Here is a 23469-nt window from a genome sequence, read left to right as displayed (position 1 = left end):
CAGATCCTTGAAACCTCGGACGTGCCCGCTGGCGTGGTCAACATCCTGACCGGCAGCCATGCGGAAATCGCCAAACCGCTGGCCTCGCACCTGAATGTGGATGCGGTCTGGTCGTTCTCGTCCACCGATCTGTCGAAAGAGATCGAGGCGGTCTCGGCCGGGAACCTGAAACGGACCTGGGTCAATAACGCGACGGCAACCGATTGGAGCATGGACCATTCCCGCCGCTTCCTGCAGGCTGCGACCGAAGTGAAAAATATCTGGGTGCCCTACGGCGAGTAGGGCTCCCTGCAAAGGGAGGCCCATATGGATTTTTCGGGACAAACCGTCATCGTCATTGGCGGCACAAGCGGCATCAACCGAGGCATTGCCGAGGCCTTTGCGGCCTCGGGCGCAAAACTGGCGGTCGCCAGCCGGTCGCAGGACAAGGTCGATGATACGGTTGCGGCGCTCAAAGCCGCAGGTGCAGCCGACGCCATCGGCGCGGCGTTTGACGTGCGCGACCCTGATGCCGTGGCCGAGGGGCTGAAACAGTTCCACGCGGCCTTCGGCGATTTCGACGTGCTGGTATCCGGCGCGGCGGGCAATTTCCCCGCGCTGGCCGCCGAGATGTCGGTCAACGCCTTCAAGTCGGTGATCGATATCGACCTGATGGGTACGATCCATGTGATGAAGGGCGCGTACCCCTACCTGAAACGCCCCGGGGCCAGCATCATCAATATCTCGGCCCCGCAATCCTATCTGCCCTATGAGGGGCAATCGCATGTCTGTGCCGCCAAGGCGGGGGTCGATCAGATCACCCGGACGCTCTCGATGGAATGGGGGGTTGAAGGCATTCGCGTGAATTCCGTGGTGCCCGGCTTTATCGAAGGCACCGAGGGCGCGAAACGTCTGGCCCCGACCCCGGACGCTGCCGAACATCTACGCCGCGATGTGCCGCTGGGCCGCTGGGGTCAACCGCAGGACGTTGCCAATGCGTGCATGTTCCTCAGCTCGGACATGGCCAGCTATATCAGCGGCACGGTTCTGGCCGTGGATGGCGCCCTGTATCAGCGGGGATCGGGCAAGTTCGGTCAGATGATGGGCCAGATGCTGCGAGCGCAGGCCAAAACCTGAGCGCCACTCCATTGTGAAGCTGTTCATATACAGCCACCCTCGACACCGTTCAGCGTGCAGCCCAAGCAAATCCGTCAAGGAGGGCCTGTATTTTGAACCTGACCGAAGGGTTTTATCTGATCACCCCGCTCGCCACGATGATCGGCGTGTTTGGGGCTGGGGTATATATCCTCGGCTATTTCCTGCTGCAGCTTGGCTTCATTCGGGGCACCGGTGTTCTGTACCCGCTGTTGGTCATCCTTGCGGCCAGCAGCGTTCTGTTCAGCATGACGCAGGATTTCAATCTGGCGGGTTCGATCATCCAACTGGCCTATATCTCAATCTCGATCCTGGGACTGCTGCGCGGATACCTGTCGCGTCATCTGGTGCGCCTGTCGGGACCTGAAAAACAGTTCATCCAGAATTACCTGGGCGTTTTGAAACCTCATTATGCGCGCAAATTGCTGGACACCGCGCGGGTCAAGGTCTTTGGCCCCGGCGAGACGCTGATTGCCGAGGGCAAAACCTCGGATTTTCTGGCTTATGTGCTGGATGGTCAGACAACTGTTCTGAAAAACGGGCAGGTCATCAACCGCTGTGGCGCGGATCAGATATTAGGGGAATTGACCTTTGGCCGGGGTCTGCCCGCCACCGCTTCGGTCAAGGCGGCGGAAACAACCACCTGTCTGGTGTTCGACAGCGATCGTCTGGGGCGGTTGCTGCGCCGCAACCGTCAGATCGACGACGCGCTGAAAGCCGCACATTTCGACAATATGCGCCAGAAACTGTTAAGCAGTAACAGCCATACCGTAGACGCAAAGATGAATTCCGCCGTCGCCTGACGCACCGATCTGAACACAGGAGGGCCGCGACCCCGGATCGACGCAGATCTGAGGAATACAACCGTTTAAGAATCGGAGGATCGAGGGGCCTTCAGGTCAGTAGCTGGGCTGCGTGTCCGCCTGCGCCTGAAAGGAACATTTGAGATAGACCGCCAGACCGGTCAACAGGGATGCCAGCATTCCAACACCAACATAGAGCAGGAGAGCCATCAGGAACGTTTGTCCAAGTATCAATGCTGCAACAAAGGTGATCAGGCCAACAATTGTCCCCAAGCCCATTACCACAAGCAACATGACATCCATCTCCGTCCTAAGCCGTGCCGGAGGGTATGGTCTGCTGGTGCATCCCCGTAACCGTACCCATCCACTACAGGTTCATCTTCGTTTCTGGCTAAATTGTGGCCAAGATGTGTTAAATATTGCTTAAGCGGATTTTGGGGTCTGCCCGAAGGCAGGGGAAACAAAGGATTTGCATAGGCCCAAACACGTCGCAAAAACGTGCTGCGAAAATCATCTGCCGAATGATGGGTCATTCTGGGCCTGCTTGGTTTCTTTATTTAGCTCGTGCTCTCAAACTAGCGCAACATTGCCCTTTTGCAGGTGCATATTGAATATGCTTTTCTGAATACGAAGGATTTCGGCAGGGAATTGCCTATTTTCCACGGCTTTCGGCATCTCGCAGCAGCCGGTTGCCGATTTTACGGCGCGTCTGGCGCCAATTGTCCATCAACCGATTGCCCGGGCGCGACGCGTCGGCCAGGGCGCGTTCGCGGTCGGCGATGTCCTCGGGCGACAGAACTGGCGGCGCAGCCAGCGGTTTGGGATGACCGGGATCATAGCCGAAACGGTCGAAATCAATATGGAACAGCTCGGTGATCAGGCGGATTTCGGCCTGCGTCGGCTGCACCTTTGCCGACGATACCCTGCCATGGTCGCCACGCTTGTTCACATGCGCCAGCAGCCGTGGCCCCGACTTTTCACCCGTCACACGATCAAACCACGGGATCAGCGCGTCCAGCCCGTGTTCCAGATAAAAGATCTCGGCCTCGGGCGGCACGATTTCGTCCATGGGGCGCAGGTGGTTGTCATAAGAATAGGGCGGCAGATCGGTCAGCGTATCCAGCCATGCGCCAAACGAGGTTCCGGGCGCGATCTTGTGCTCGACCTCCATCTGGAAGTGAAAGGCGCTGACCACGCGGGCCACCGGGTGGCGCACGATGGCAAAGGAATGATCGAAGAAATGTTCCGGGAACAGCCGGTCCAACGCGGGCAGATTGATATGTTGCGGAGAGGTTTTGGACCAACGCTCTTTCTCGTCGATCATGTAGAACCGCGAATCCGAAAAGGCGAGACCGCCGAACCGGGTGCTGACATAATCGGCGACGGTGGACCCCCCGCATTTGGGCACATGGGCGTAATAGATGAGCTGAGGTCCGGCTCTGAAAAACGGCATGATCAACCTTTAACAACTGAAACAAGTTTTACACTATCCCAAGCCCGTCGGGAATATCCGGGTGTTAAATCATAGCATCCCTTCCGTCCACGAGGATATGTCAGACGTGCCTGGTTGGTCATGAATTCGCAACTGAAGGCGCGCCAATTCCGCTATTGTTCAAGAACAGCGCCTAATTCTGATCCGCGAAATCAAAGCGGGTGCTGCCGTTTTCCCTGAGCATTCTGGCGATCTCTGCCGCCATCAGCGCGGTAAATTCATCCCGCCCTGCAACGTCCAGATGGGAGTAATCGGGCAACTCAATGGCCTCGACCCCGGGGATGTCTTCGAAATGCAAACCAAGGGCACCCGGGACGCTGGCAACCATTCGGTCCCAGTAGTCGGCGCGCGGCAGGAGTTCGGATTCGATCTCGTTGACCAGACCGGTGGAGGGCATGCGAACGAAGACGACTTGCCCGCCACGCTCCTGAATCTTTGCGACTTTTTCGGCAAGTTCGGCATATGCATGCTTCCAGTCGACATCTTCAAGCACACCCCCGGCGATTTGCACCATGTTTACGGCCCATTCCTGAGCGCGCCGACGCGTGATCTCGGATTCGCGGAGTGTCAGGTATTGCTGCCGGTCCTCACCAATCCGGGCGTTGGGCGGTTGATCGACCGGTTTTCCAAAGCGCCCCAGATTTCGGAGCAGCCGCCCAAAGCCGTAATTGCCGCTTCGCAGCGCCATGTAGCGGTTGATGAAGTTGCCCATGCGCGTTTCCAATGCGCGGGCGCTGTTCCAATAGTTCCGGTAATACTGCACCAGCTCGATCTGAGCGTCCCGCCCCTGATCCGGCAAAAGCCAGATGGGCAGGAAGGACAGAATGACAAGGCCGCGAAAATCGCTGTTATCCGCCAGATCTTCGAGGGTCAGGTAGGGTGCGCGCCCGGCAAAGGACAGGTTGTGAATCTGCGCGCCCGGCAAAGCCTCGCGCAGCGCATCATGGGACAGCCCCGCCTGCACCCGCGAGGCCCCCAGCAGCGCCACGGCCTGTTCGGACCCGTCGGCCTCAAGCTCGGACCGCACCAGTGCCCAGCGGGGGATGGAGTTGTCGAAACTGGGCACCGCGCCCAACGCGCGTATCCACACCTCCAGCGCGAGAATGATGCCGAGACCCAACAGCACCGAAAGAACCACGGTGCGGACGGGCGTCCAGCGTTTAGAACTGAAAATAGATGAAACTGTCATGCCCGTTCCCCCCCATCAGTCCGATCATGGCGACCATACCCCCGCCCATCGCAACGCGGCACCAGACGGGTAGCGCCCGCACCATATCCTCGAAACGCCGCCCGCGCATGGCCCGATGGATGGAAAACAGGGTCACGGAACAGACCAGAACAAGGATTTTGTCGGTCAGCGAAAGATACAAATCCGTCTGCGGCGGCACCACGAAACTTGCAAACATATCCCTGACTTGCTGGAAATTTTGCGACCGGAACACGATCACCAGCAACATGGCAATCACCAGCGTGGTCAGGGAAAACACCATCGTCGCCAGACGCGTTTTCCAGATGCGCCAACCACCGATGGTGTTTTGCAGCAGAATCTCGATCACGATCACAAGGCCGTTCAGAAAGCCCCACAGGACAAAGGTCACCCCTGCCCCGTGCCACAATCCGATGATGGTCATCGTGAACAGCTGCGCGGCCAGTTTATAGGCAAAGCTGGCGTTTTTCCCGCGCAACGGGGCATAGAGGTAATCCCGGAACCAGCTGGACATCGAGATGTGCCAGCGCTGCCAGAAATCCTGCATGCCAATGGCGGAAAACGGAGCGCGAAAATTCTCGGGCAGGCTGAATCCCATCATCATGGCGATGCCAATGGCAATCAGGGAATATCCGGCAAAATCACAGAATATCTGCACGCCAAAGGCCAGTGCGGCCAAAATCACCGTCTGGCTGGGCAAGGTCCCGGGGACGGCAAAAACCCGGTCCACCACCGGGGCCATCAACCCGTCGGCAATTGCCACCTTCTCGAACAGCCCGACCAGGACAAGGGTCATGCCCCAGCCGAACCTCTCGACCGTGACAACCGGGGGTTTGATCAGTTGCGGCAGAAAGAACCGGGCACGCACGATCGGACCGGCAACAAGCTGCGGAAAGAAGGTGACGAACAGCGCGAAATCCAGAAACGACCGCGTGGGCCGTGTGCGCCCGCGATAGATGTCGATCGTGTAGCTGAGCGTCTGGAAGGTGTAAAAAGAAATCCCGACCGGCAATAGGATTGTCCAGGGCGCCGGTTCATAGGTAATGCCGACCAGACTGACCAGGCCGACAAATCCCTGCAACAGGAAATCCCCGTATTTGAAATAGCTCAGCACGCCCAGATTGCCGATCAGGCTGATGATCAGCCAAAAGCGTTTCTGCCGGACCGAGATCGCCTTGGCGATTCGATAACCACTGACGAAATCCACAACCGTCGACAAAAGAATCAGCAGCAAATAGGGCGCATTCCAGGCGGCGTAGAACACGTAGCTCATCAACAAAAGAAACAGCTTTTTCGTGCGCCAGCCGAAATTCAGGAAGTAGACGGCAAACAGGACAACCGCGAAACCGGCAAACAGATAGCTGTTGAACACCATGTCAATGCGCGCCTTTGCGCAAAAGATTTGGGTGCACAATCACGGCAATTACTCGTCTGAAGAACATTGCTGCCTGCAATACCGGGGCCTCGTGTGAAATGTCACGGGCCAAGATGGACTAAATACAGGTCAGATCACAACAAGGAATCAAAATAGGCGATTGTCTCTTTCAGCCCGTTTTCCAGATCGACCTTGGGCTGCCATCCCAGCACCTCATTGGCGCGGGCGATGACAGGGCGTCGCTGGGTCGGGTCGTCGGGCGGTAGCGAGAGATAGGTCAGCTTTGACCGCGACCCGGTCAGCTCCAGAATGGTTTCGGCCAGTTGGGTCATCGAAATTTCGACCGGATTGCCCAGATTGATCGGTCCGGTGACGTCATCGCCCGTGTCCATCAGACGGCACAACCCATCGACCAGATCGGTCACAAAACAGAAACACCGGGTCTGGCCGCCATCGCCATAGATCGTGATCTCTTCGCCTTTCAGGGCCTGAACGATGAAGTTCGACACCACCCTGCCGTCATCGGGATGCATATGCGGCCCGTAGGTATTGAAGATACGGGCGATCTTGATGCGCACCTGATGTTGGCGGTGATAGTCGAAAAACAGCGTCTCGGCACAGCGTTTGCCTTCGTCATAGCAGCCGCGCAACCCGATCGGGTTGACGTTGCCCCGATACTCCTCGGGCTGGGGATGCACCAGCGGGTCGCCGTAAATCTCGGAGGTCGAGGCCTGCAGCACCTTGGAATTGGTTCGCTTGGCCAGCCCCAGAATGTTCATCGCCCCGTTCACGGTTGTCTTGATCGTCTGAACCGGGTCGTTCTGATAGTGAATCGGGCTGGCCGGGCAGGCCATGTTGAAAATCTCGTCCACCTCAAGATACAGCGGAAAGGACACGTCGTGACGCACCAGTTCAAAACGCGGATTGTCCATCAAGGGGGTGATATGGCGCCTGCGCCCGGTCGAGAAATTGTCGACACAGATCACCTCATCGCCGCCATCCAGTATCCTGCGGCACAGATGTGACCCCAGAAATCCGGCTCCTCCGGTGATCAAAACGCGCTTTGGCGATAGCTTTTCCTGAAAATTCTGAGACACAGTGTGTAAAACTTCATTCATTACTTTATACAAGACGCCCTATACAAAAATCATCTTTGCCTGAGCATGGCGAGCGATTTCTGTGCGCAACATCGAATATGTACAACAACTGAGACAAAACAGCATACAGTCATAAATTGTTTCCGCTCAGGCCATGTTTAGGGCGAATTCAACGAAAAGAGGTGCTATTGAGAGAAAACTAGGCGATTTTTCATTAAGGAGTCTAGGACCCCATGCCCGGCACGTGTTTTTCCGGGTGAGTTTTGAACGTTGGTAAAAGTGATCAGGGTATAAAAATTATGACCGTTTCCGACAAGCAAACCGCCGTGATAATCGGTGGCGGGCCAGCCGGCTTAACGAATGCTTTTGAACTGCAGCGCATTTCATCTGACTGCAAACCCATTGTCCTAGAAGGCGCCGCCCTGGTTGGCGGAATCGCCCGAACAGAAAGCTATAATGGCTTTCGTTTCGACATTGGCGGGCACAGATTCTTTACAAAGATCAAAGAGGTCGAAGACATCTGGCACGAGATTTGTGACAAGGAATTCATCACCGTGCCGCGTCAAAGCCGGATTTTCTATCAGGGCAAGTTCTTTGACTATCCGCTGAAAATCTCCAATGCGCTTTATAATCTGGGGATTTACGAATCCGCCAGCGTGATGATGAGCTTTGCCAAATCACGGCTGTTTCCCACCAAACAGGAAGACACGTTTGATCAGTGGGTGACCAACCGGTTCGGCAAACGCCTGTTCGATCACTTTTTCCGTTCCTACACGGAAAAGGTCTGGGGCGTGCCCTGCTCGGAAATCCGTGCCGACTGGGCGGCGCAGCGTATCAAGGACCTGTCGCTGACCAAGGTGATCTGGAACGCAATCTCGGGCGCGAATGATTCGTCCAGCCTGATTGAAGAGTTCCAGTATCCTCGCCTTGGCCCCGGCCAGATGTGGGAACTGATGGCCCAGCGCGTCGAAAAGGATGGCGGCGAGGTGCGCATGCAATCCTACGTCAAGCGGGTGATCCGCGACGGGATGCGCGTCACCGGGGTCGAGGTCGAAGCCTTTGACCCCGAGACCAAGGAAACCCGCAGCTACATTCAGGAAGGCGACACCTTCTTCAACTCGATGGCGTTGCGCGATCTGATCCACGCCATGGACCCGCCGCCCCCGGCCGAGGTGGTCGCGGCGGCAGATCGGCTGAAATATCGCGATTTCATGATCGTCACCCTTGTGCTGGATCACGCCGACCCCTTCCCGGACAACTGGATCTATGTCCACGAACCCGAGGTCCGCGTCGGACGCATCCAGAATTTCCGCGCCTGGTCGCAGGACATGATGGCCGACAAGACCAAGGCGTCGATCGGGATGGAATACTTCCTCAACGACGACGAAGAGATGTGGCGCATGGACGACAAGGACCTGATCGCCATGGCCGCAAAAGAGTTGGAGCGCGTGGGCCTGGCCCCGGCCTCATCCGTCATCGACGGGGCGATCATTCGCCAGCCCAAGGCCTATCCGGTCTATGACGCCGAATATATGGAGGCGCTGGAGGTTCTGCGCATCTGGCTGCAGCAGCTGGAAAACTTTGAAACCGCCGGGCGCAACGGCCTGCATCGCTATAACAATCAGGACCATTCGATGTTGTCGTCCATGTATGCGGCGCGCAACATGTTGGGGGCGGATTATGACGTGTGGAACGTCAATGTCGAACGCTCCTACCACGAGGAATTTCAGACCAAACCTTATGAGCGGGGCGAGAAAGCCAACGCTGCCTGACGTTTAACGGGACAATTGCCCAGTGTCCAAACACCGGGAAAAACGATATGAGTACTAAGACATCAGGACCGATCCGGCATGGCGGACTCTGGCTGTTAGCAGCATTGGCTATGGGCTTGTCCGTCTATGCGCTGAATGGCGGGTTGCTGTTCTATTTCGACACCGCGGGTTACATGTCACAGGGCCTGACGGCACTGGACAGCCTGAACCTGCTGCCCCCTCCGCCGGTTGAGGCACAGGGCGGCGGCACAGCAGCCTCGATCCCGTCAGATACCGGAGACACGGTGAACGGCTCGCGATCCCTGTTCTACGGGCTCGTGCTGGCGGTGCTGGCCAGCTATGCCCGGCTGGACCTGATCCTGCTGCTGGACGTGCTGGTCGTGTTCCTGACGGTCTGGCTGCTGTTGCGGGTGGCGCAGCGGGTGGACCGGGTCATGGTCGCTCCGGTCACGCTGACGGGCGCGGCTTTGTTTGTAGCATGTTTCGGCGCACTGCCCTTTTATCTGGCCTATGTCATGCCGGATATTCTGGCCCCGATCCTGATCCTGATCGTCGCTTTGTTCGCAGGCTACGCCAACCGGATGCAAGTGTGGGAGATCGCGCTGGCCCTGATCCTGGGCTTTGCTGCCGTGCTGTCGCACCCATCGCATCTGGCCATGGCAATGCTCAGCCTGCCGCTGGCCGCGCTGATCGCCGGTCTGGTGCAACGCCCCAGTTTCTGGGTGGCCCCTGTGCTGGTCGGATTGCTGATCGCGGGCGGCATGGCCGAACGTGTGCTGTTCCGCATGCAGGTGACGGAACGCACCGGTTCCGAGGTTCTGTACAACCCTTATATCACCGCACGCCTGATACAGGACGGGCCGGGATATGCCTATCTGCAGGACAACTGCCCGGACGCCGATCAGGCGACCTGCACGCTTTATGAGGCGTTGCAGAACTCGGAAGACCCGATGCGGCTGACCGCCACGCATATCATCTTTGAGGAAACGCCGGAACTGGGCTCACTGCGCCATCTGGATGAGCTGACGCAGAAATCCATCGGCGACGCGCAGTATCAGTTCTTTCTGGATGTGCTGATAGACCGGCCCCTGCACGTTGTCGGAGCTTTCCTGAACAACACGCTGCATCAGGCCACCCTGTTCAGCATCCACCAGACCATTCCCAACGACGGCGCCCGCCGCAGCGTTCTGGAAAACCCCGAGGTGCCCTCGGGCCTGTTCACAGACGGGCGGCTCAGACGCGATCAGGGGTGGTATTCTGCCGTCTACGCCGTGCAGGCCGCGCTTTATACGCTGTCGCTGATTGCTATCCTCGTGCTGCTGGTCAAACCGTCCGCCCTGTCGGCGCGGATGCGGGCACTGACCGTGATGGTGTTGCTGGGCATCTTGGTCAACGCCTTCGTGTGCGGGGCCCTGTCTCAACCGGCAGCGCGATACGGTGCGCGGGTCATCTGGCTGCTGCCGCTGCTGGCGGTCATCTTGTGGGGCTTTGCGCGGGCAGAGCCTGTAGGGGGCGAACGTAATGAATGATGTGAAGATCAGTGTCATCATGCCCGCCTTCCGGGCCATGCACCTGCTGCCCCGGGTGCTGCCACCGCTGCTGGCCATGCGCGACCGGGGTGAAGTGGTCGAGGTGATCGTGGTTGACGACGCCTCACCCGACGGAACGGCGGATATGGCCCGCGACATGGGGGCCGAGGTCTATGTGATGGACCAGAACGGCGGCCCGGGTGCCGCGCGCAACTTCGCGGCGACCAAGGCCAGCGGTGAGGTGCTGTGGTTCGTCGATTCGGACGTGATCGCCAAGGATGACGGCGCCCGGTGGCTGCAGGATATCTTTGGCGCGGGCGATGTGGCCGCGGCATTTGGGTCCTATGACGACAGCCCCGAAGGCCCCTGGTTTTCGCGCTACAAGAACCTGATGCACCGCTTCTATCACCAAAGCGCCCGGCGGCAGGCGCGCACATGGTGGGCCGGTTGCGGTGCGATCCGGGCCGATATGTTCAGCCGCGTTGGTGGCTTCGACGTTGATACCTATCGCATCCCCTCGATCGAGGATATCGAGCTTGGCTACCGCATCCACGCCGCAGGGGGCGACATCGTGGTCGATCCCAGATTGCAGGGCAAACACCTGAAAATCTGGTCGGTGCGCAACTCGGTCCACACCGATATCTTCTGCCGCGCCCTGCCCTGGTCGCGCCTGATCATCAACCGCGAGGGGTTAAGCGACGATCTGAACACCGGATGGATGGAACGGTTCCGCGCCGGGCTGGCCGGGCTATTGCTGCTGACCCTGCTGGCGATGATTGTTCAGCCTTCGCTGTGGCCGCTGCCGCTGATCCTGCTGGCGCTGATTTTTGCCGTCAACGCCGCGCTGTTCCGGTTCATGTGGGACGCGGGCGGCCCGATCTTTGCCATCAAGGCGCTGCTTTATCACCAGTTTTACTACCTATACTCGGCCTGCGCCTTCGTTTGGTGCCTGTTCGAATTTCATATCCTTGGCCGAAGGAACCGTCTGCATGTGCCCTGAGTTTCCCAGCAACACCTATTGTGACAGGGGGCGGTAATGGCACGCTTTCTGATCACCGGTGGTGCCGGGTTCATCGGCATGCACCTGACGCGGGCCCTGCTGGATCAGGGCCACGCGGTACATATCCTCGACAACCTGTCGACCGGCAGTCGGGCCAATCTGGCGCAGGGGGTAGAGTTTCATGAGGATGACATCAACTGCCCCGATCTGCTGCAACGGCTGATGGGAAAGATGGACGGCGTGTTCCATCTGGCGGCGGTGTCATCGGTTCAGGCCTATGTCAGCGACTGGATCGGCTCGGCCCGGGTCAATCTGGGTGGCACACTAAGCGTCTTTGCCGCCGCTGCGCGGGCGCAGGTGCCCGTGGTCTATGCCAGCTCGGCCGCCATCTACGGCGCGGCCTCGGACCTGCCGATCAGCGAGGCAACGCAACCCCGCCCGATCTCGGGCTATGGGGCCGACAAGCTGTCGGGCGAATATCATGCGCAGGCTATGGCCGAGGCGATGGGACTCAGTTCCGTGGGTCTGCGGTTCTTTAACGTCTACGGGCCGGGCCAGTCGCGGGCCTCGGCCTATACCGGGGTCATCACCATCTTTCTGGACCGTTGGCTGCAGGGCGACAGTGTGGTGATCTATGGCGACGGCACCCAGACCCGGGATTTTGTCTATGTCGGCGATGTGGTGCAGGCGTTGATGCAGGGCATGACCCATGCACAAGCCGGGGCCTGCGATGTGTTCAACATCTGCTCGGGCCACGCCGTGTCGGTCAACGATCTGGCCGACAGCATCGGGCGCATCACCGGAACGCCGCTGAACCGGGATTACGCCCCCGCACGACCGGGTGAGATTCACTCGTCCTGCGGATGCCCTCAGAAAGCCGCGCGGGTGTTGGATTTCCGCGCGGACACTAAATTTGAAACAGGTCTGGCCCAGTTGATCGACTGGTTCAGGCTGCACGACCATGCGGTTGCCGAATGACACCGCACCGCAGGAGCTGAAACAGGACATGAACGAAACCGTTGCACAAAACGACACCAGCGCCCCGGTGGACCCGGCGCAGCCGCCGATGTCCCTGAGCGTCGTGATCCCTGCCTATAACGAGGAAAACGCGGTGCGGGCCACGGTCGAGGACGTGCGCGAACATCTCGCCCCGCTGGGCATCGACTATGAGATCATCGTCGTCGATGACGGGTCACAGGACAACACCCGCGCCGAGGCCGAGGCCAGCGGCGCGATTGTCGAGTGCAATCAGGTTAACTCGGGCTATGGGGCCTCGCTGAAACGAGGTGTCCGCCGGTCGCAATATGAATACGTGGCCATCCTGGACGCCGACGGAACCTATCCCGCGCGCTACCTGCCCGAGATGCTGGAGATGTGCCGCCATCAGGACATGGTGGTGGGCGACCGGGGGGCGGCGATGAAGAACGTGCCGCTGCTGCGACGACCTGCAAAGAAGTTCCTGTTCGCCTTTGCGTCCTTTCTGGCCGAGCGCAAGATCAACGACCTGAACTCGGGCCTGCGGGTGTTCCGGCGGTCAGAGCTGGTCCCGTTCCTGCCGCTGCTGCCGCAGAATTTCTCGTTCACAACGACGATCACGCTGTGCATGACCTCGAATGGCAAGCGGATGGTCTATACGCCCATCGAATACGGAAAACGGGTGGGCAAGTCCAAGATCCGACCGATTGATTTCATCAACTTCATCATCCTGATCCTGCGCATCTCGACCCTGTTCAACCCGCTACGCGTGTTCATTCCGCTGGGGCTGGCGTTCATGGTGCTGGGATTGGTGAAGCTGATCTATGACATCTATATCGGCAATCTGTCGGAAACGGCGGTGTTTGCGTTCCTTGCGGCCATCATGATCTGGTCGCTTGGGTTGATCGCTGACATGATCTCAAGGCTGCATCTGAGGCCCTGAGATGGCGCAGCCGCAGCATACCTCGCGCATCAGTCGCAAATGGATGATCCGGGCAACGGGGTCGGCCCTGTTGCTGATCCTGCTGTTCTGGCTGCTGCCCTGGGATGCGGTGATCGCCGGGTTCCGGTCTACGCCGCCTGCGGTCTTCGTCTCGGTCTTTGCGATATTCCTGCTGGCCCATGTCGGGGCGGCGCTGAAATGGCGGCTGCTGTTGGGCCACGACATGCCGGTGGTTGCCGCCATCCGCGCCCATTTCGCCGGGCTTGCCGCCAACCTGTGCCTGCCCGGCGCGATCGGAGGCGACGCGGTGCGCGCCGGTCTGGCGCAATCCAGCCTGCAGGACGGCCCCCGCGTGGTTGCGGTGGCGCTGGTGGATCGGGTGATCGACATGCTGGCGCTGCTGACCCTGTCGGTCATTGGCATCATTCTGACCCGCGATGCGGGCACGGAATTTTCCGTCATCCTGCAATCGCTGGCCTTGCTGGCACTGGCCGTGGCCGGGTTTCTGGCCCTGCCCCATCTGTTGCCGAAGCTGTGGACCCTGATCCCTTCGCTGCCCGGTCGTGGGTTTGCCGACCGCCTGAGCAGCAGTTTCCGCCTGCTGGCTGGGCGGCCCGCGCTTTTGGTCAGCGTCTTTCTGGCCTCGACCGCAGTGCAACTGGTTCTGGTCTCCATCGCGTGGTGGCTAGCCGTTGCCGCAGGTGCGGGGGTGGCGTTTGGACCATGGCTCTTTGCCTGGCCGCTGGCCAAGCTGGTGGCGGTGCTGCCGGTCTCGCTCAACGGCCTCGGCCTGCGCGAGGCGACATTGGCAGGCTTCCTGCTGCCCTTCGGCGCCCATGCGCCAGCGGTGGTTGCCGCCGGGCTGATGTGGCAGGCGGTTTTGTTCGCGGCGGGTGGTTTCGGGGCTTTGGTATTGGTTATGACCGGCAAGGGTTTGCCCTTTGCCGGAAAGAAGGATGTTGTGCGTGGTGAGTGACAAGGCCAAGGGCAAAACAAGCTATACAATTCTGGGCGGCGGACCGGCTGGCCTGATGACCGCGCATCTGCTGGCGCGTGACACCGATGCGCGGGTTACGCTGATCGACCGCGCCTCTCGGTTGGGCGGCAATGCGGGCTCTTTTCAGGTTGAGGGGATTACCACCGACTACGGCTCTCACCGTTTTCACCCTGCGGCAGAGCCCGAAGTGATGGCCGAGGTCAAGGCGCTGCTGGGCGATGACCTGCTGTTGCGCCCACGCCATGGCCGTATCCGGCTGGGCGGGCGCTGGATTCACTTTCCACTGAAACTGGGCAATGCGCTGAAATCGCTGCCCGTGCCCTTTGCGCTTTCGCTGATCCGCGACATGGTCACCGGCCCGCTGCGCCGCGCGCCTGATGGTCCGGCGACCTTTTCCAGCGTGCTGCTGAAAGGGCTGGGGCCGACGATTTCAAAGAATTTCTACTTCCCCTATGTCCGCAAACTGTGGGGGCTGGACCCGGATCATCTGGCCGTGAAACTGGCCGAGCGCCGCGTCTCGGGCTCATCGGTGAGCAAAATCCTGATGAAGATGGCCCGGATGCTGCCCGGCCTGCGCAGTGAAACCACGGGGCGGTTTTTCTATCCGCGCAAGGGCTTCGGTCAGATTTGCCAGACCATGGAGGAAAGCGCGCGCCAAAACGGGACCGATATCCAGCTAGAGACGGGAATTGAACGGATCGAGCGGGACGGAAATACCGTCACCGCCGTGATCACCAAGGACAAAACGGGCCACGAGACCCGACATGACGGCAGCCAGATTCTGTCAACCATCCCCCTGACCGCGCTGCTGGGCGCGATGGACCCTCCGCCCCCGGCTGAGGTGATCGAGGCCGCCCGTGCCATCCGCTATCGCGGCATGATCCTGATCTACATGGTGCTGGAAACCGGTCAGTTCACCGAATACGACGCGCATTACTTTCCGGAAGTGTCCATTCCGATCAGCCGCATGTCGGAAACCAAGAACTACAACAACGTCACCGCCCCCGAAGGGCTGACGGTGCTGTGCGCCGAACTGCCTTGCGATCCGGGGGAAGAATGGTGGGACATGTCCGACGAAGAGTTGGGCCAAGCCTTCTGTTCCTGGCTGGGTGGTGTCGATCTACCGGTGAACGTGCCGGTCAAATCAGTCATCACCCGACGTTTATCACATGCCTATCCGGTCTATGACATCGACTATGCCGACCGGTTCGAAACCGTCGACAACTGGCTGGAATCGCTGGATGGGCTGGTGAATTACGGGCGGCAGGGGCTCTTCGCCCATGACAACACGCACCACGCCTTTGCCATGTCCTTTGGCCTTGCCGATTGCCTGTCGCCTGATGGCACGTTCGACCGGCAGAAATGGGCGCGCTATCGCGAAAAGTTCTCGCATCATGTGGTGGAGGACTAGGCGCTTGACCGGACCCGTTGTGGATATCCTGATGTATCACTCGATCTCGGAGGCCGGGGGACCTACGTCCATCGCGCCGGGTGACTTTGCCGCGCAGATGCGGGTGCTGGCGGCGTCGGGTGTCGGGCTGATCACGCTGGACGATCTGGCCAGCGGGGCGAACCTGCCGGTCCGATCCTGCATCGTCACCTTTGACGACGGATTTCAGGATTTTGCCGAAACCGCATGGCCGATCCTGTCCGATCTTGGAATTCCCGCCATGGTCTATCTGCCCTCGGGCTGTATTGGCCGGGCCGAAAGCTGGCGCGGGGCCAACGCCCCCGCCCGTCCACTGATGGGATGGCGCACGATCCGCGACCTTGCGGCCCAAGGCGTGCAATTTGGCAGCCACACGGTCAGCCATCCTGATCTGGACGCCATGGCCGAAGCGGAATTGACCGCAGAGCTCACCCAATCCCGCGACAGGATCGAAACCGAGCTTGGCCAGCCGATCCGCCATTTCGCCCCGCCCTATGGCCGCGCCAGCGCCCGTGTCCGCGCGGTGATCGCGCGGCACTATGCGACCTCGGTCGGGACGCGTCTGGGGCAGGCCGACAGGGCCTCGGACCTGCACGATCTGCCGCGGATCGAGATGTTCTATTACCAAAACCCCGAACGGTTCCGCGACCATTTGCGCGGCAAAGGCCGCCCCTATCTGCGGCTGCGTCAGGGCTTGCGCGCCGCGCGCGATCTGACCTCGAAACCATGGGAGCGCGTCCAATGACCTTTGTGCAAACCATGGCCCGCAAAATTCTGCCGGAAAGTACCCGCCGCTGGATCACCTTGCAGCGACAGAAACACCGGCTGCAATGGCCTCGCGCCGGATCGGTCGATTTCGGCGATTTCGACCGGCTGAGCCCGGTCTCGAACATCTTCGGTTTTGACCGGGGGCAAGCCATCGACCGCTATTATATCGAGGCGTTCCTGCGCGAAAACCGCACCGATATCACCGGGCGCTGCCTGGAGCTGGGCGATCCGGCCTATATCGAAAAATTCGGCCACGGCGTGACGCAACCGGACGTGCTGCATTATGTCGAAGGCAACCCGCAGGCCACGATTGTTGGCGATCTGACCGATGCGCCACATATTCCCGACAACAGCTTTGACTGCATCATTTTCACCCAGACCATCCAGATGATCTATGAACCCCGCGCGGCGTTCGAAACCTTGCACCGTATCCTCAAACCCGGGGGCGTGGCGCTGGTGACCTCGGCCGGGATTGCCAAGATCGGGCGGCGGCTGGGGCGTGACGATTGGGGTGAATACTGGCACTTCACCACCCAATCCCTGAACGCAATGGCCCACGAGTTCTGGGCCCCGGACGGGATCACCATTCACAGCTACGGCAACGTCATGAGCGCCTGCGCCTTTCTGCAAGGTCTGGCCGCCGAGGAGTTGCTGCCCGCTCAACTGGACCACCGCGACGAAGATTTCGAGGTGATCGTCACCGCAAGACTACAGAAAGAGGGCGCATGACCGATCTCACCCTGACGCCCGAACAGATGCGCGGCGCCCATGACTATCTGGGCGGCGATGCGACCGTGTTGGGCGATATCCTGCAAAACCCTGCATCCGGGCAGGTGGTGAAACTTCCTGTTACGCCGGACACGGTGTTTTACATCGAAGGCATCTGGCGGCTGCTGGAAGACCACGGGTTGAAACCCGAACTGCTGCCCTCCGAAGGGCTGGATGCGCGCGAAGAGGAATTCGTCAGTGATTTCCGCCATTTCTTCCTGAAATCCTCACCGCCCGGCGAGAAGAACCCATCTTCGGTCCTGCGGGACGGGTTGGCCTTTCTGCGGCACGGGACGATGACGTTCTTTGGCTTTGGACCCGGCCCGACACCCGAACCCACCACTCTGCCCTCGGTCGTGCTGATCGGGGCCTATGGTGGTGAACATGTCGGAGACGCGGCCATTCTGGGTGGTGTCCTTCTGGGCTTGCACCGCGACTATGGCACCACGCGCGCCACCATCATGAGCAAACGCCCCGAACACACCAAGCGACTGGCGGCGGCGCTGGACACTCCGGTCGAACTGACGATCGTGCCATACGGACATCGATACATCCGCGACCAGATTGATCTGGCGGATGGGCTGGTGTTTGCTGGCGGGCCGCTGATGGACCTGCCGCGCATGTTGGTGATGCATCTGAAGGCGGCGCGGCTGGCCTCGGTCCGGGGTAAGCCGTTCGTGGTGCGCAATGTCGGTGTCGGCCCGTTCAAACGCAAGCTGTCGCGCTGGATCGCACGCCGGATCGCCCTGCATGCTGCAGTGTTCACCGTGCGCACCAGCAAGGCGGCGAAGGCCCCGGAACTGGATGGCATCAACGTCAATATCGGCCATGATCCGGCCTTCGATTACCTCGATAGCCGACCGGCCGAACTGGGCATGCTGACCGAAGCCGAAAAGGCAAACGTGGACAATCTGCTGGCAGGCACCGAGGGCCGCGTCCTGATCGGGGTCAACATACGCCCCATCCGCCATGATTGGGCCACGCAGGGCGAAGATTTTTCGCGACAGGCCGAGGATCGTTGTTTCAAGGAATGCAGCAAGGCGATGATCGCGCTGGCGCAATCCAGCCCCAAGCCCATCACCTTTGTGTTTTTCCCGATGAACCCCATCCAGCTGGGCGCCTCGGATCTGGAGGCCGCCTATCGGCTGCACACCCTGACCGCCGAACATTGCGACCTGCGGGTGATGCAGTCGGACCCGGATGTGGACGGGGTTCTGTACCTGCTGCGCCGCCTGAACGCGGCCATCGCGATGCGGTTCCACGGCTGTATTTTCAGCCTGTCTCAGAAAATCCCCACTTTTGGGATAGACTACTATCCGGGACAGGGCGGCAAGGTGGAACAACTGTTTGCCGATCTCAGCCAAAGCGCGCGTGTGCGGCGCATGGATGAGGTCCGCGCCGACTGGCTTGAGGAAGGGCTGGGCCGGGTTCTTCTGACCAAACAGCAAGATGTCGGATTAAAGGATATTAACCGAAGCGCCTGAGAGTGCCATTTGAAGGAGAAATGTTATGAGTGTCGGACAGAATATCTCTGCGGGCAATGCAGACTGGACCTTTGGCAACGACGTGCCCGATACGTTCGTCGATCATATCAAGGTTTCGGTTCCTCTGTATGAAAGCGGCCATGATCTGGTCTGTCAGCTGTCGGATTACTTCGTGAAAAAGGAAGGGGTCGCCTATGAAATCGGCACCTCGACCGGAGAGCTGCTGCGCAAGCTGGCGATGCACAACACCCACAAACCCGACCTGCGCTGGATCGGTCTGGATGTCGAGGACGCAATGATCGAGGCCGCGCGCAAACATTGCGCCGACGTTCCGCAGATCGAAATCCTCAACGAAGACATCCGGTTGATGGAGCTGGAAAAGGCCGATCTGATCGTCAGCTATTACACCATGCAATTCATCGCCCCGCGTGACCGTCAGGCGGTGTTCGACAAGATTTACCAAAGCCTGAACTGGGGCGGCGCGTTCATCATGTTCGAAAAGGTACGCGGCCCGGATGCGCGGTTTCAGGACATTGTCACGCAGCTGTACAGCGATTTCAAACTCAAGAACGGGTTCTCGCCGGAAGAGATCATCGAAAAGTCACGCTCGTTGAAAGGTGTGATGGAACCGTTTTCGACCCAGGGCAATCTGGATTTGCTGGGCCGCGCCGGGTTCCAGGACATCATGAGCATTCAGAAATACATCTGCTTCGAAGGCTTTTTGGCGATCAAATAGGCGGGTGACTCAAAAGATGGGCTGGCCCAGTTGCCAGGTCAGCTCCGTGCCGTCCGGCAGGATGATGGTAACCGGATTGTCGCCCACACTGGCGGTCAGGTCGAAATCAGCCTGTTGCCAGTCGCCATCAGTGACCAGCGGCAATGTGACGGGGTCCTGACCGGACAGCGTCACCTGAACGTCGGCGATTGCGGGGTTCTGCAACCGCACGCGCAGCGGCAATGATTCACCCGCACGCATTTTACCACGTGCAAACAGCAGGACCGAGCCCTCGGCCTGCAGGGTCGTGTGAACCGCCGGAACCCGAGACCAACGATCCGTCTGCGACATGTATTTATAGGTCCCGGCCCCAAGCCCCATGATCAGCGCCAAGGGCAGCAGCCATTTCAGCGGAAACATCCCCTGCCAGACCACGCGCAAGGCACTGGCTGAGTGGCCCTCGGTCGGGCGGGTCATGCGGCGGGCATAGACCATGGCGCCGAACAGGCACAGACCGGTCAGCAGGGCTCCGAACAGGAACCACAGAACGCGGGTGAACGTGCCGCCCCAGATGCCGAAATGCAGACTGTCGGCGGCTTCGCGGATGCGGGTCACGCCGCTTAACTCCTGCGCCTGAAATGCGCCGATCACGGACATGTCCAATGGGTCCAGCGTGACCTTGTTCGCCCGTCCGCGCACGAACCATGCCTCGGCCTGACCCTGAACGATGATCGCCTGACCGGGGAAAATCGGTAGAATAACCATCTCTGGTTCAAGCCCCGGAACCTCGGATGACGCAATCGCAACCGCCTGTTGCAGGTCGCCCCCGGTGAACCCGTCGGGCAGCGGTTTGATCCGGGCAGCGGGCGCGTCGGGTTTGGGATAGGAATAGGACGTCGCCCCGAGTGTCCCGAGAAAGAAATACAGGCTGGTCAGAACCACAATCACCATGAAAGGCAGCGACCACAGCGCCGCCAATCGGTGCATCGCGCCCCAATAGGCCCGCGCGTTCAGATCGCGCGACGGCCAGCGGAAAAACCCACGCCAAAATCGCCGGTAACTGATCAGCCCGGTCACCATCATCATCGCCATGATGGGGGCCGTTATCGTCACCAGAAAGTTGCCGACAAAATGCTGCGTCAGCAAGCTGTCGTGGAAGATGCGCAGGACATATTTGAACCCGATCAGGCCAGTCAGGCCCGTGATCTCTCCGGTCTGAGGGTTTGTCCAGACCAGCAGCTTCTCACCCCACGGTGTCACCATCGTGGTGTGATCTGCCACCAGGGTGGATTTTCCACGTTCAATCCGCTCGACCCGCGCCTCGGGCCATTCGGTCAGGATATTGTCATAGATGGCGCCCACTGGCAGCGGGCCGCGGGTCAGGCTACCGCGGCGGTCGCTATCGAACAGGGCCTCAATCTCGGGTGCCAAAGACAGCAGGGTGCCGGACAGGATCAGAGCACCCAGATACAGAACGATGTTCAGCCCGCACCACGTATGCAACCAAAACAGAAAATTGCGAATGGGCTTTCTGGATGACATCAAACAACCTGGCAAAATCGCTCGGAACGACCGAAGTATATGGATATCCAAGTGGGAATCCATGCCGTCGGGCCATGCGAAAGCCACTAATTCGCAAATTTTAGCGAGATTTAACTATCCAGCCGCTCAATCCGACACGTCATCATGTGGTTTGGCATAAGCCACCCGTACAAAATCGGCGATCAGGGGGCCTCGGCGGACAAGGGCAGCAGCAAGATACAGGCCCAACCCGGCGACAGCGCCCCATGGCTGCATCCCCCAGAGCACCCATATCGCCAATGCCGCCAACGCGGCCCCGGCAGGCACCAGACAGGGCGACAGGATATCCAACGGACCAACTTTGCGGTTCACGGCAATCTGGGTCAGGACGGCGCTGGTCAGGATGGCGCCCACAAAACTCAGCGCCGCACCAACCGCACCAAGATGGGGAATGGTAAGGATGCCGATGGTGATCATGGCGGCGGCCCCGACGATCTCAGCCCGCAGCAGGTGGTTCTGTTCATTCTTTGCGATCAGCGACCAGCGGGCATGGCCGCTGAGCAGCCGCAGCGGGAAGGCCCAGGCCAGACAGATCAGCGCCGGGGCGGCCGTGGCAAAGGCGTCGCCAAACACGAAACTCATGATCTGGTGAGCGAACAGCGTCAGCGTCAGCGCCACCAGAATGCCGCCCCATCCGATGACATGGACCGAGGCGCGCATGACCCGGTCCCACGCGGTCAGGTCCCGGTGCAGGCTGCGCGTAATCGCCGGGTAGAGGTTGAAGTGATAGATGAAGCTGAGCACCAGCAGCGAGATCACCAGCCGCTGCGCCGCGCCCAGCCAGGCCGATTGCACCGGGTCCGCAAGAACCGCCAGCATCATCATCGGCGCATACAGCATAAAGGCCCAGAGCATATTCGACAGCCCCACCGCCGCCCCTTCGCGCAGGAACCGCAGCGCGTCGCGGATCGGCCAGCCGGCCCGGAGCGGCAACCGCAGGGCGTATTGCGTCGCGACATAGTAGGCCGAGACCAGCGCCAGCGTAGCACATTCGATCCATCCCACGGTCACCAGCGGCGTGCCGGGATGCACCAGCAGAAACACCCCTGCCGCAAAACCCAGCGACCGGATCGGACGGGCCAGCGCGGCGAGGCTCATGTATTCGAGCCCCTGCAACAGCCATTCCTGCTTTAACGGCGCAAAGATCAGGCTGGCGATATAGACCCACAGCAGCGCCTGCCCCGCCGGTGTCAGATTGGCGAAATGCGACAGCAGAAACGCGGCGGGCAGCACGAACAGCGCCATGATGAACCGCGCAACTGGCACCTGACTGGCGATGGTCTGCGCCCGGTCCGGCTGCATGGCCAGCGCCCTGACCCCGATCGTACCCGCGCCGCATTCGATGACAATCGCCGCAAAGGCCGCGACCGAGATCGCAAGCTCGATCATCCCGTAATCTTCCGGGGCCATTTGGCGGGCCAGATAGGCGAACGTAATGAACCCGACCAACATGCTGACCGCCTGCCCTCCGGCCAGAGACAGAAGATCGCGCAAAAGCTTGGGGCCGGATTTGGAAAAGAACCGGCCCGTGCGCCCGTTGGACAGCGACTCGCGTGCGTTACGGGGCATTGGATTTCAACACGACGATGCCGCCACCCGAAAGTGAGCCGTGGAAGTAATCGGCCTCGGAGAATTGCCCTTGGATACTGTCCAGAATATCCGCGTGACGACGCCGGGTGACCGCCGGAAACGTGTAGACGATCCAGGTTTCCCGGGCCGGATCATACAAGGCTTCAAACTCGGCCAGAGTGTCCGCGCCGTCCCAATCGGGGGCGTAATATTCGCGATAAGGCGGGATGGTCAGGCCCAGAGCGATCACACGGGCATCGGCGCTGCGGTTGCTTTCGACAAAATCCCGCGCGCCGGTGAAATCCTGTTTTGGATAGCGATAGTTTTGCGGCAACAGCACAAGCGTCGACAGAATTCCCAGCACGGCAAAGCCCTGCCCCAGACGCTGGCCATTCCACCCGAGACGATGCCCCAACCACTGCCCTATTCCGGTGGCCCCGTAGATAAGGAACAGGCAGATCAGGCCCAGATCGCCCAGAAAATACCGGGGCCAGACCCGGAAGGACAGCGCCACCAGCAAGGCAACCGTCAGCGCCACATGCAGGATCAGGACCAACGGCAAAACCGGCGCGCTCCGGTAAAGGCGCGCCATCCCCACGCCGATCACAAAAAGTGCCACAGGCAGCGCCGGGCCAAGGATGGGACCCAGCCCGCGTATGACCTCGGCCAGCGTCCACAGCGGATTTTTCCACTGGGCAATGGATTGCGCGCGCACGGCGTCCTCGGGGCCGGATTGCACGGCGGTGAAGGTGGTGATCATCGCGTCATACATCGGCAGATAGATCAGCGCCGTCAGCCCCAGCCCCAACGCCGCCCCGACCAGAGGCATAA

22 protein-coding genes are annotated in these 23469 nt (G+C 60.0%); 14 read left to right on the top strand and 8 right to left on the bottom strand.

The window, feature by feature from the left end; all coding sequences use genetic code 11:
• The 3 genes from MPJ51_RS05765 to MPJ51_RS05755 form a co-directional block, all read left to right on the top strand.
• Positions 1–282: aldehyde dehydrogenase family protein (locus MPJ51_RS05765; RefSeq protein WP_298383074.1), on the top strand; the 282-nt coding region annotated here is incomplete at its 5' end.
• A 24-nt stretch (positions 283–306) separates the two neighbouring features.
• Positions 307–1116 carry an SDR family oxidoreductase gene (locus MPJ51_RS05760; RefSeq protein WP_298383072.1) on the top strand — a complete coding sequence of 270 codons (810 nt, stop codon included), beginning with the start codon at positions 307–309 and terminating at the stop codon, positions 1114–1116.
• Positions 1117–1208: 92 nt separating this feature from the next.
• Complete coding sequence (locus tag MPJ51_RS05755) at positions 1209–1937, top strand: cyclic nucleotide-binding domain-containing protein (RefSeq protein ID WP_298383066.1); 729 nt, start codon at positions 1209–1211, stop codon at positions 1935–1937.
• A gap of 96 nt (positions 1938–2033) precedes the next feature.
• Here MPJ51_RS05755 and MPJ51_RS05750 read toward each other — a convergent pair whose 3' ends face one another.
• The 5 genes from MPJ51_RS05750 to MPJ51_RS05730 all read right to left on the bottom strand — a co-directional run bounded on the left by MPJ51_RS05750 (position 2034) and on the right by MPJ51_RS05730 (position 7108).
• Positions 2034–2231, bottom strand: coding sequence for a hypothetical protein (locus MPJ51_RS05750; protein ID WP_298383063.1), 198 nt, complete (start codon positions 2229–2231; stop codon positions 2034–2036).
• A 358-nt stretch (positions 2232–2589) separates the two neighbouring features.
• Complete coding sequence (locus MPJ51_RS05745) at positions 2590–3390, bottom strand: sulfotransferase family 2 domain-containing protein (protein ID WP_298383061.1); 801 nt, start codon at positions 3388–3390, stop codon at positions 2590–2592.
• 172 nt (positions 3391–3562) lie between these two features.
• Positions 3563–4618, bottom strand: coding sequence for a hypothetical protein (locus tag MPJ51_RS05740; protein ID WP_298383059.1), 1056 nt, complete (start codon positions 4616–4618; stop codon positions 3563–3565).
• Complete coding sequence (locus MPJ51_RS05735; RefSeq protein WP_298383057.1) at positions 4590–6011, bottom strand: MBOAT family O-acyltransferase; 1422 nt, start codon at positions 6009–6011, stop codon at positions 4590–4592. The genes MPJ51_RS05740 and MPJ51_RS05735 overlap by 29 nt, the downstream gene beginning before the upstream one ends.
• Positions 6012–6145: 134 nt before the next feature.
• The gene (locus tag MPJ51_RS05730) at positions 6146–7108 is read right to left on the bottom strand and encodes a UDP-glucuronic acid decarboxylase family protein (RefSeq protein ID WP_298383055.1); all 963 of its coding nucleotides are present in this window, start codon (positions 7106–7108) and stop codon (positions 6146–6148) included.
• A gap of 299 nt (positions 7109–7407) precedes the next feature.
• On the opposite strand from MPJ51_RS05730, the gene MPJ51_RS05725 reads away from it, so the two are divergent.
• Genes MPJ51_RS05725 through MPJ51_RS05675 form a run of 11 tightly spaced genes read left to right on the top strand, consistent with a single transcriptional unit; the run spans position 7408 to position 19509 of the window.
• The gene (locus MPJ51_RS05725) at positions 7408–8880 is read left to right on the top strand and encodes an NAD(P)/FAD-dependent oxidoreductase (RefSeq protein ID WP_298383053.1); all 1473 of its coding nucleotides are present in this window, start codon (positions 7408–7410) and stop codon (positions 8878–8880) included.
• A 47-nt stretch (positions 8881–8927) separates the two neighbouring features.
• Positions 8928–10409 (top strand): hypothetical protein, encoded by a 1482-nt coding sequence (locus MPJ51_RS05720; RefSeq protein ID WP_298383051.1) that lies wholly within the window; start codon positions 8928–8930, stop codon positions 10407–10409.
• On the top strand, positions 10402–11409 hold the full coding sequence (locus MPJ51_RS05715; RefSeq protein ID WP_298383049.1) for a glycosyltransferase: 1008 nt from the start codon (positions 10402–10404) through the stop codon (positions 11407–11409). Before MPJ51_RS05720 ends, MPJ51_RS05715 begins: the two co-directional genes overlap by 8 nt.
• Before the next feature lie 36 nt (positions 11410–11445).
• Positions 11446–12387 carry an NAD-dependent epimerase/dehydratase family protein gene (locus MPJ51_RS05710; protein ID WP_298383048.1) on the top strand — a complete coding sequence of 314 codons (942 nt, stop codon included), beginning with the start codon at positions 11446–11448 and terminating at the stop codon, positions 12385–12387.
• Complete coding sequence (locus MPJ51_RS05705) at positions 12371–13327, top strand: glycosyltransferase family 2 protein (protein ID WP_298383046.1); 957 nt, start codon at positions 12371–12373, stop codon at positions 13325–13327. Before MPJ51_RS05710 ends, MPJ51_RS05705 begins: the two co-directional genes overlap by 17 nt.
• Before the next feature lies 1 nt (position 13328).
• Positions 13329–14303 (top strand): lysylphosphatidylglycerol synthase transmembrane domain-containing protein, encoded by a 975-nt coding sequence (locus MPJ51_RS05700; RefSeq protein WP_298383044.1) that lies wholly within the window; start codon positions 13329–13331, stop codon positions 14301–14303.
• Positions 14293–15735, top strand: a complete 1443-nt coding sequence (locus tag MPJ51_RS05695; RefSeq protein WP_298383042.1) for an FAD-dependent oxidoreductase — start codon at positions 14293–14295, stop codon at positions 15733–15735. Before MPJ51_RS05700 ends, MPJ51_RS05695 begins: the two co-directional genes overlap by 11 nt.
• A 4-nt stretch (positions 15736–15739) precedes the next feature.
• On the top strand, positions 15740–16498 hold the full coding sequence (locus MPJ51_RS05690) for a polysaccharide deacetylase family protein (protein ID WP_298383040.1): 759 nt from the start codon (positions 15740–15742) through the stop codon (positions 16496–16498).
• Complete coding sequence (locus MPJ51_RS05685) at positions 16495–17250, top strand: methyltransferase domain-containing protein (RefSeq protein WP_298383038.1); 756 nt, start codon at positions 16495–16497, stop codon at positions 17248–17250. Before MPJ51_RS05690 ends, MPJ51_RS05685 begins: the two co-directional genes overlap by 4 nt.
• Positions 17247–18773 carry a polysaccharide pyruvyl transferase family protein gene (locus MPJ51_RS05680; protein WP_298383037.1) on the top strand — a complete coding sequence of 509 codons (1527 nt, stop codon included), beginning with the start codon at positions 17247–17249 and terminating at the stop codon, positions 18771–18773. The genes MPJ51_RS05685 and MPJ51_RS05680 overlap by 4 nt, the downstream gene beginning before the upstream one ends.
• A 25-nt stretch (positions 18774–18798) precedes the next feature.
• Entirely contained in the window at positions 18799–19509 is a 711-nt protein-coding gene (locus tag MPJ51_RS05675) for a methyltransferase domain-containing protein (protein ID WP_298383035.1), read from the top strand.
• A gap of 9 nt (positions 19510–19518) precedes the next feature.
• Here MPJ51_RS05675 and MPJ51_RS05670 read toward each other — a convergent pair whose 3' ends face one another.
• From MPJ51_RS05670 to MPJ51_RS05660, 3 genes are all read right to left on the bottom strand, one after another.
• Entirely contained in the window at positions 19519–21030 is a 1512-nt protein-coding gene (locus MPJ51_RS05670) for a PepSY-associated TM helix domain-containing protein (RefSeq protein WP_298383033.1), read from the bottom strand.
• A 126-nt stretch (positions 21031–21156) separates the two neighbouring features.
• On the bottom strand, positions 21157–22638 hold the full coding sequence (locus tag MPJ51_RS05665; protein ID WP_298383030.1) for an oligosaccharide flippase family protein: 1482 nt from the start codon (positions 22636–22638) through the stop codon (positions 21157–21159).
• Positions 22628–23469 (bottom strand): hypothetical protein (locus MPJ51_RS05660; protein WP_298383027.1); only part of this gene is annotated, 842 nt, incomplete at its 5' end. The genes MPJ51_RS05665 and MPJ51_RS05660, both read right to left, overlap by 11 nt.

Source organism: Ruegeria sp. (assembly GCF_028066395.1).
In the GTDB taxonomy this organism is placed as follows: domain Bacteria; phylum Pseudomonadota; class Alphaproteobacteria; order Rhodobacterales; family Rhodobacteraceae; genus Ruegeria.
Note: the sequence above shows the minus strand (reverse complement) of the source record. Positions and strands in the feature narration are given on the sequence as shown.

Bases quoted from the DNA above. Each gene is read 5' to 3' on its own strand.
- MPJ51_RS05725 (WP_298383053.1), top strand. From the start codon at position 7,408: ATGACCGTTTCCGACAAGCAAACCGCCGTGATAATCGGTGGCGGGCCA.
- MPJ51_RS05685 (WP_298383038.1), top strand. From the start codon at position 16,495: ATGACCTTTGTGCAAACCATGGCCCGCAAAATTCTGCCGGAAAGTACC.
- MPJ51_RS05700 (WP_298383044.1), top strand. From the start codon at position 13,329: ATGGCGCAGCCGCAGCATACCTCGCGCATCAGTCGCAAATGGATGATC.
- MPJ51_RS05750 (WP_298383063.1), bottom strand. From the start codon at position 2,231: ATGTTGCTTGTGGTAATGGGCTTGGGGACAATTGTTGGCCTGATCACC.
- MPJ51_RS05760 (WP_298383072.1), top strand. From the start codon at position 307: ATGGATTTTTCGGGACAAACCGTCATCGTCATTGGCGGCACAAGCGGC.
- MPJ51_RS05680 (WP_298383037.1), top strand. From the start codon at position 17,247: ATGACCGATCTCACCCTGACGCCCGAACAGATGCGCGGCGCCCATGAC.
- MPJ51_RS05710 (WP_298383048.1), top strand. From the start codon at position 11,446: ATGGCACGCTTTCTGATCACCGGTGGTGCCGGGTTCATCGGCATGCAC.
- MPJ51_RS05675 (WP_298383035.1), top strand. From the start codon at position 18,799: ATGAGTGTCGGACAGAATATCTCTGCGGGCAATGCAGACTGGACCTTT.
- MPJ51_RS05715 (WP_298383049.1), top strand. From the start codon at position 10,402: ATGAATGATGTGAAGATCAGTGTCATCATGCCCGCCTTCCGGGCCATG.
- MPJ51_RS05720 (WP_298383051.1), top strand. From the start codon at position 8,928: ATGAGTACTAAGACATCAGGACCGATCCGGCATGGCGGACTCTGGCTG.
- MPJ51_RS05705 (WP_298383046.1), top strand. From the start codon at position 12,371: ATGCGGTTGCCGAATGACACCGCACCGCAGGAGCTGAAACAGGACATG.
- MPJ51_RS05745 (WP_298383061.1), bottom strand. From the start codon at position 3,390: ATGCCGTTTTTCAGAGCCGGACCTCAGCTCATCTATTACGCCCATGTG.
- MPJ51_RS05740 (WP_298383059.1), bottom strand. From the start codon at position 4,618: ATGACAGTTTCATCTATTTTCAGTTCTAAACGCTGGACGCCCGTCCGC.
- MPJ51_RS05670 (WP_298383033.1), bottom strand. From the start codon at position 21,030: ATGTCATCCAGAAAGCCCATTCGCAATTTTCTGTTTTGGTTGCATACG.
- MPJ51_RS05735 (WP_298383057.1), bottom strand. From the start codon at position 6,011: ATGGTGTTCAACAGCTATCTGTTTGCCGGTTTCGCGGTTGTCCTGTTT.
- MPJ51_RS05665 (WP_298383030.1), bottom strand. From the start codon at position 22,638: ATGCCCCGTAACGCACGCGAGTCGCTGTCCAACGGGCGCACGGGCCGG.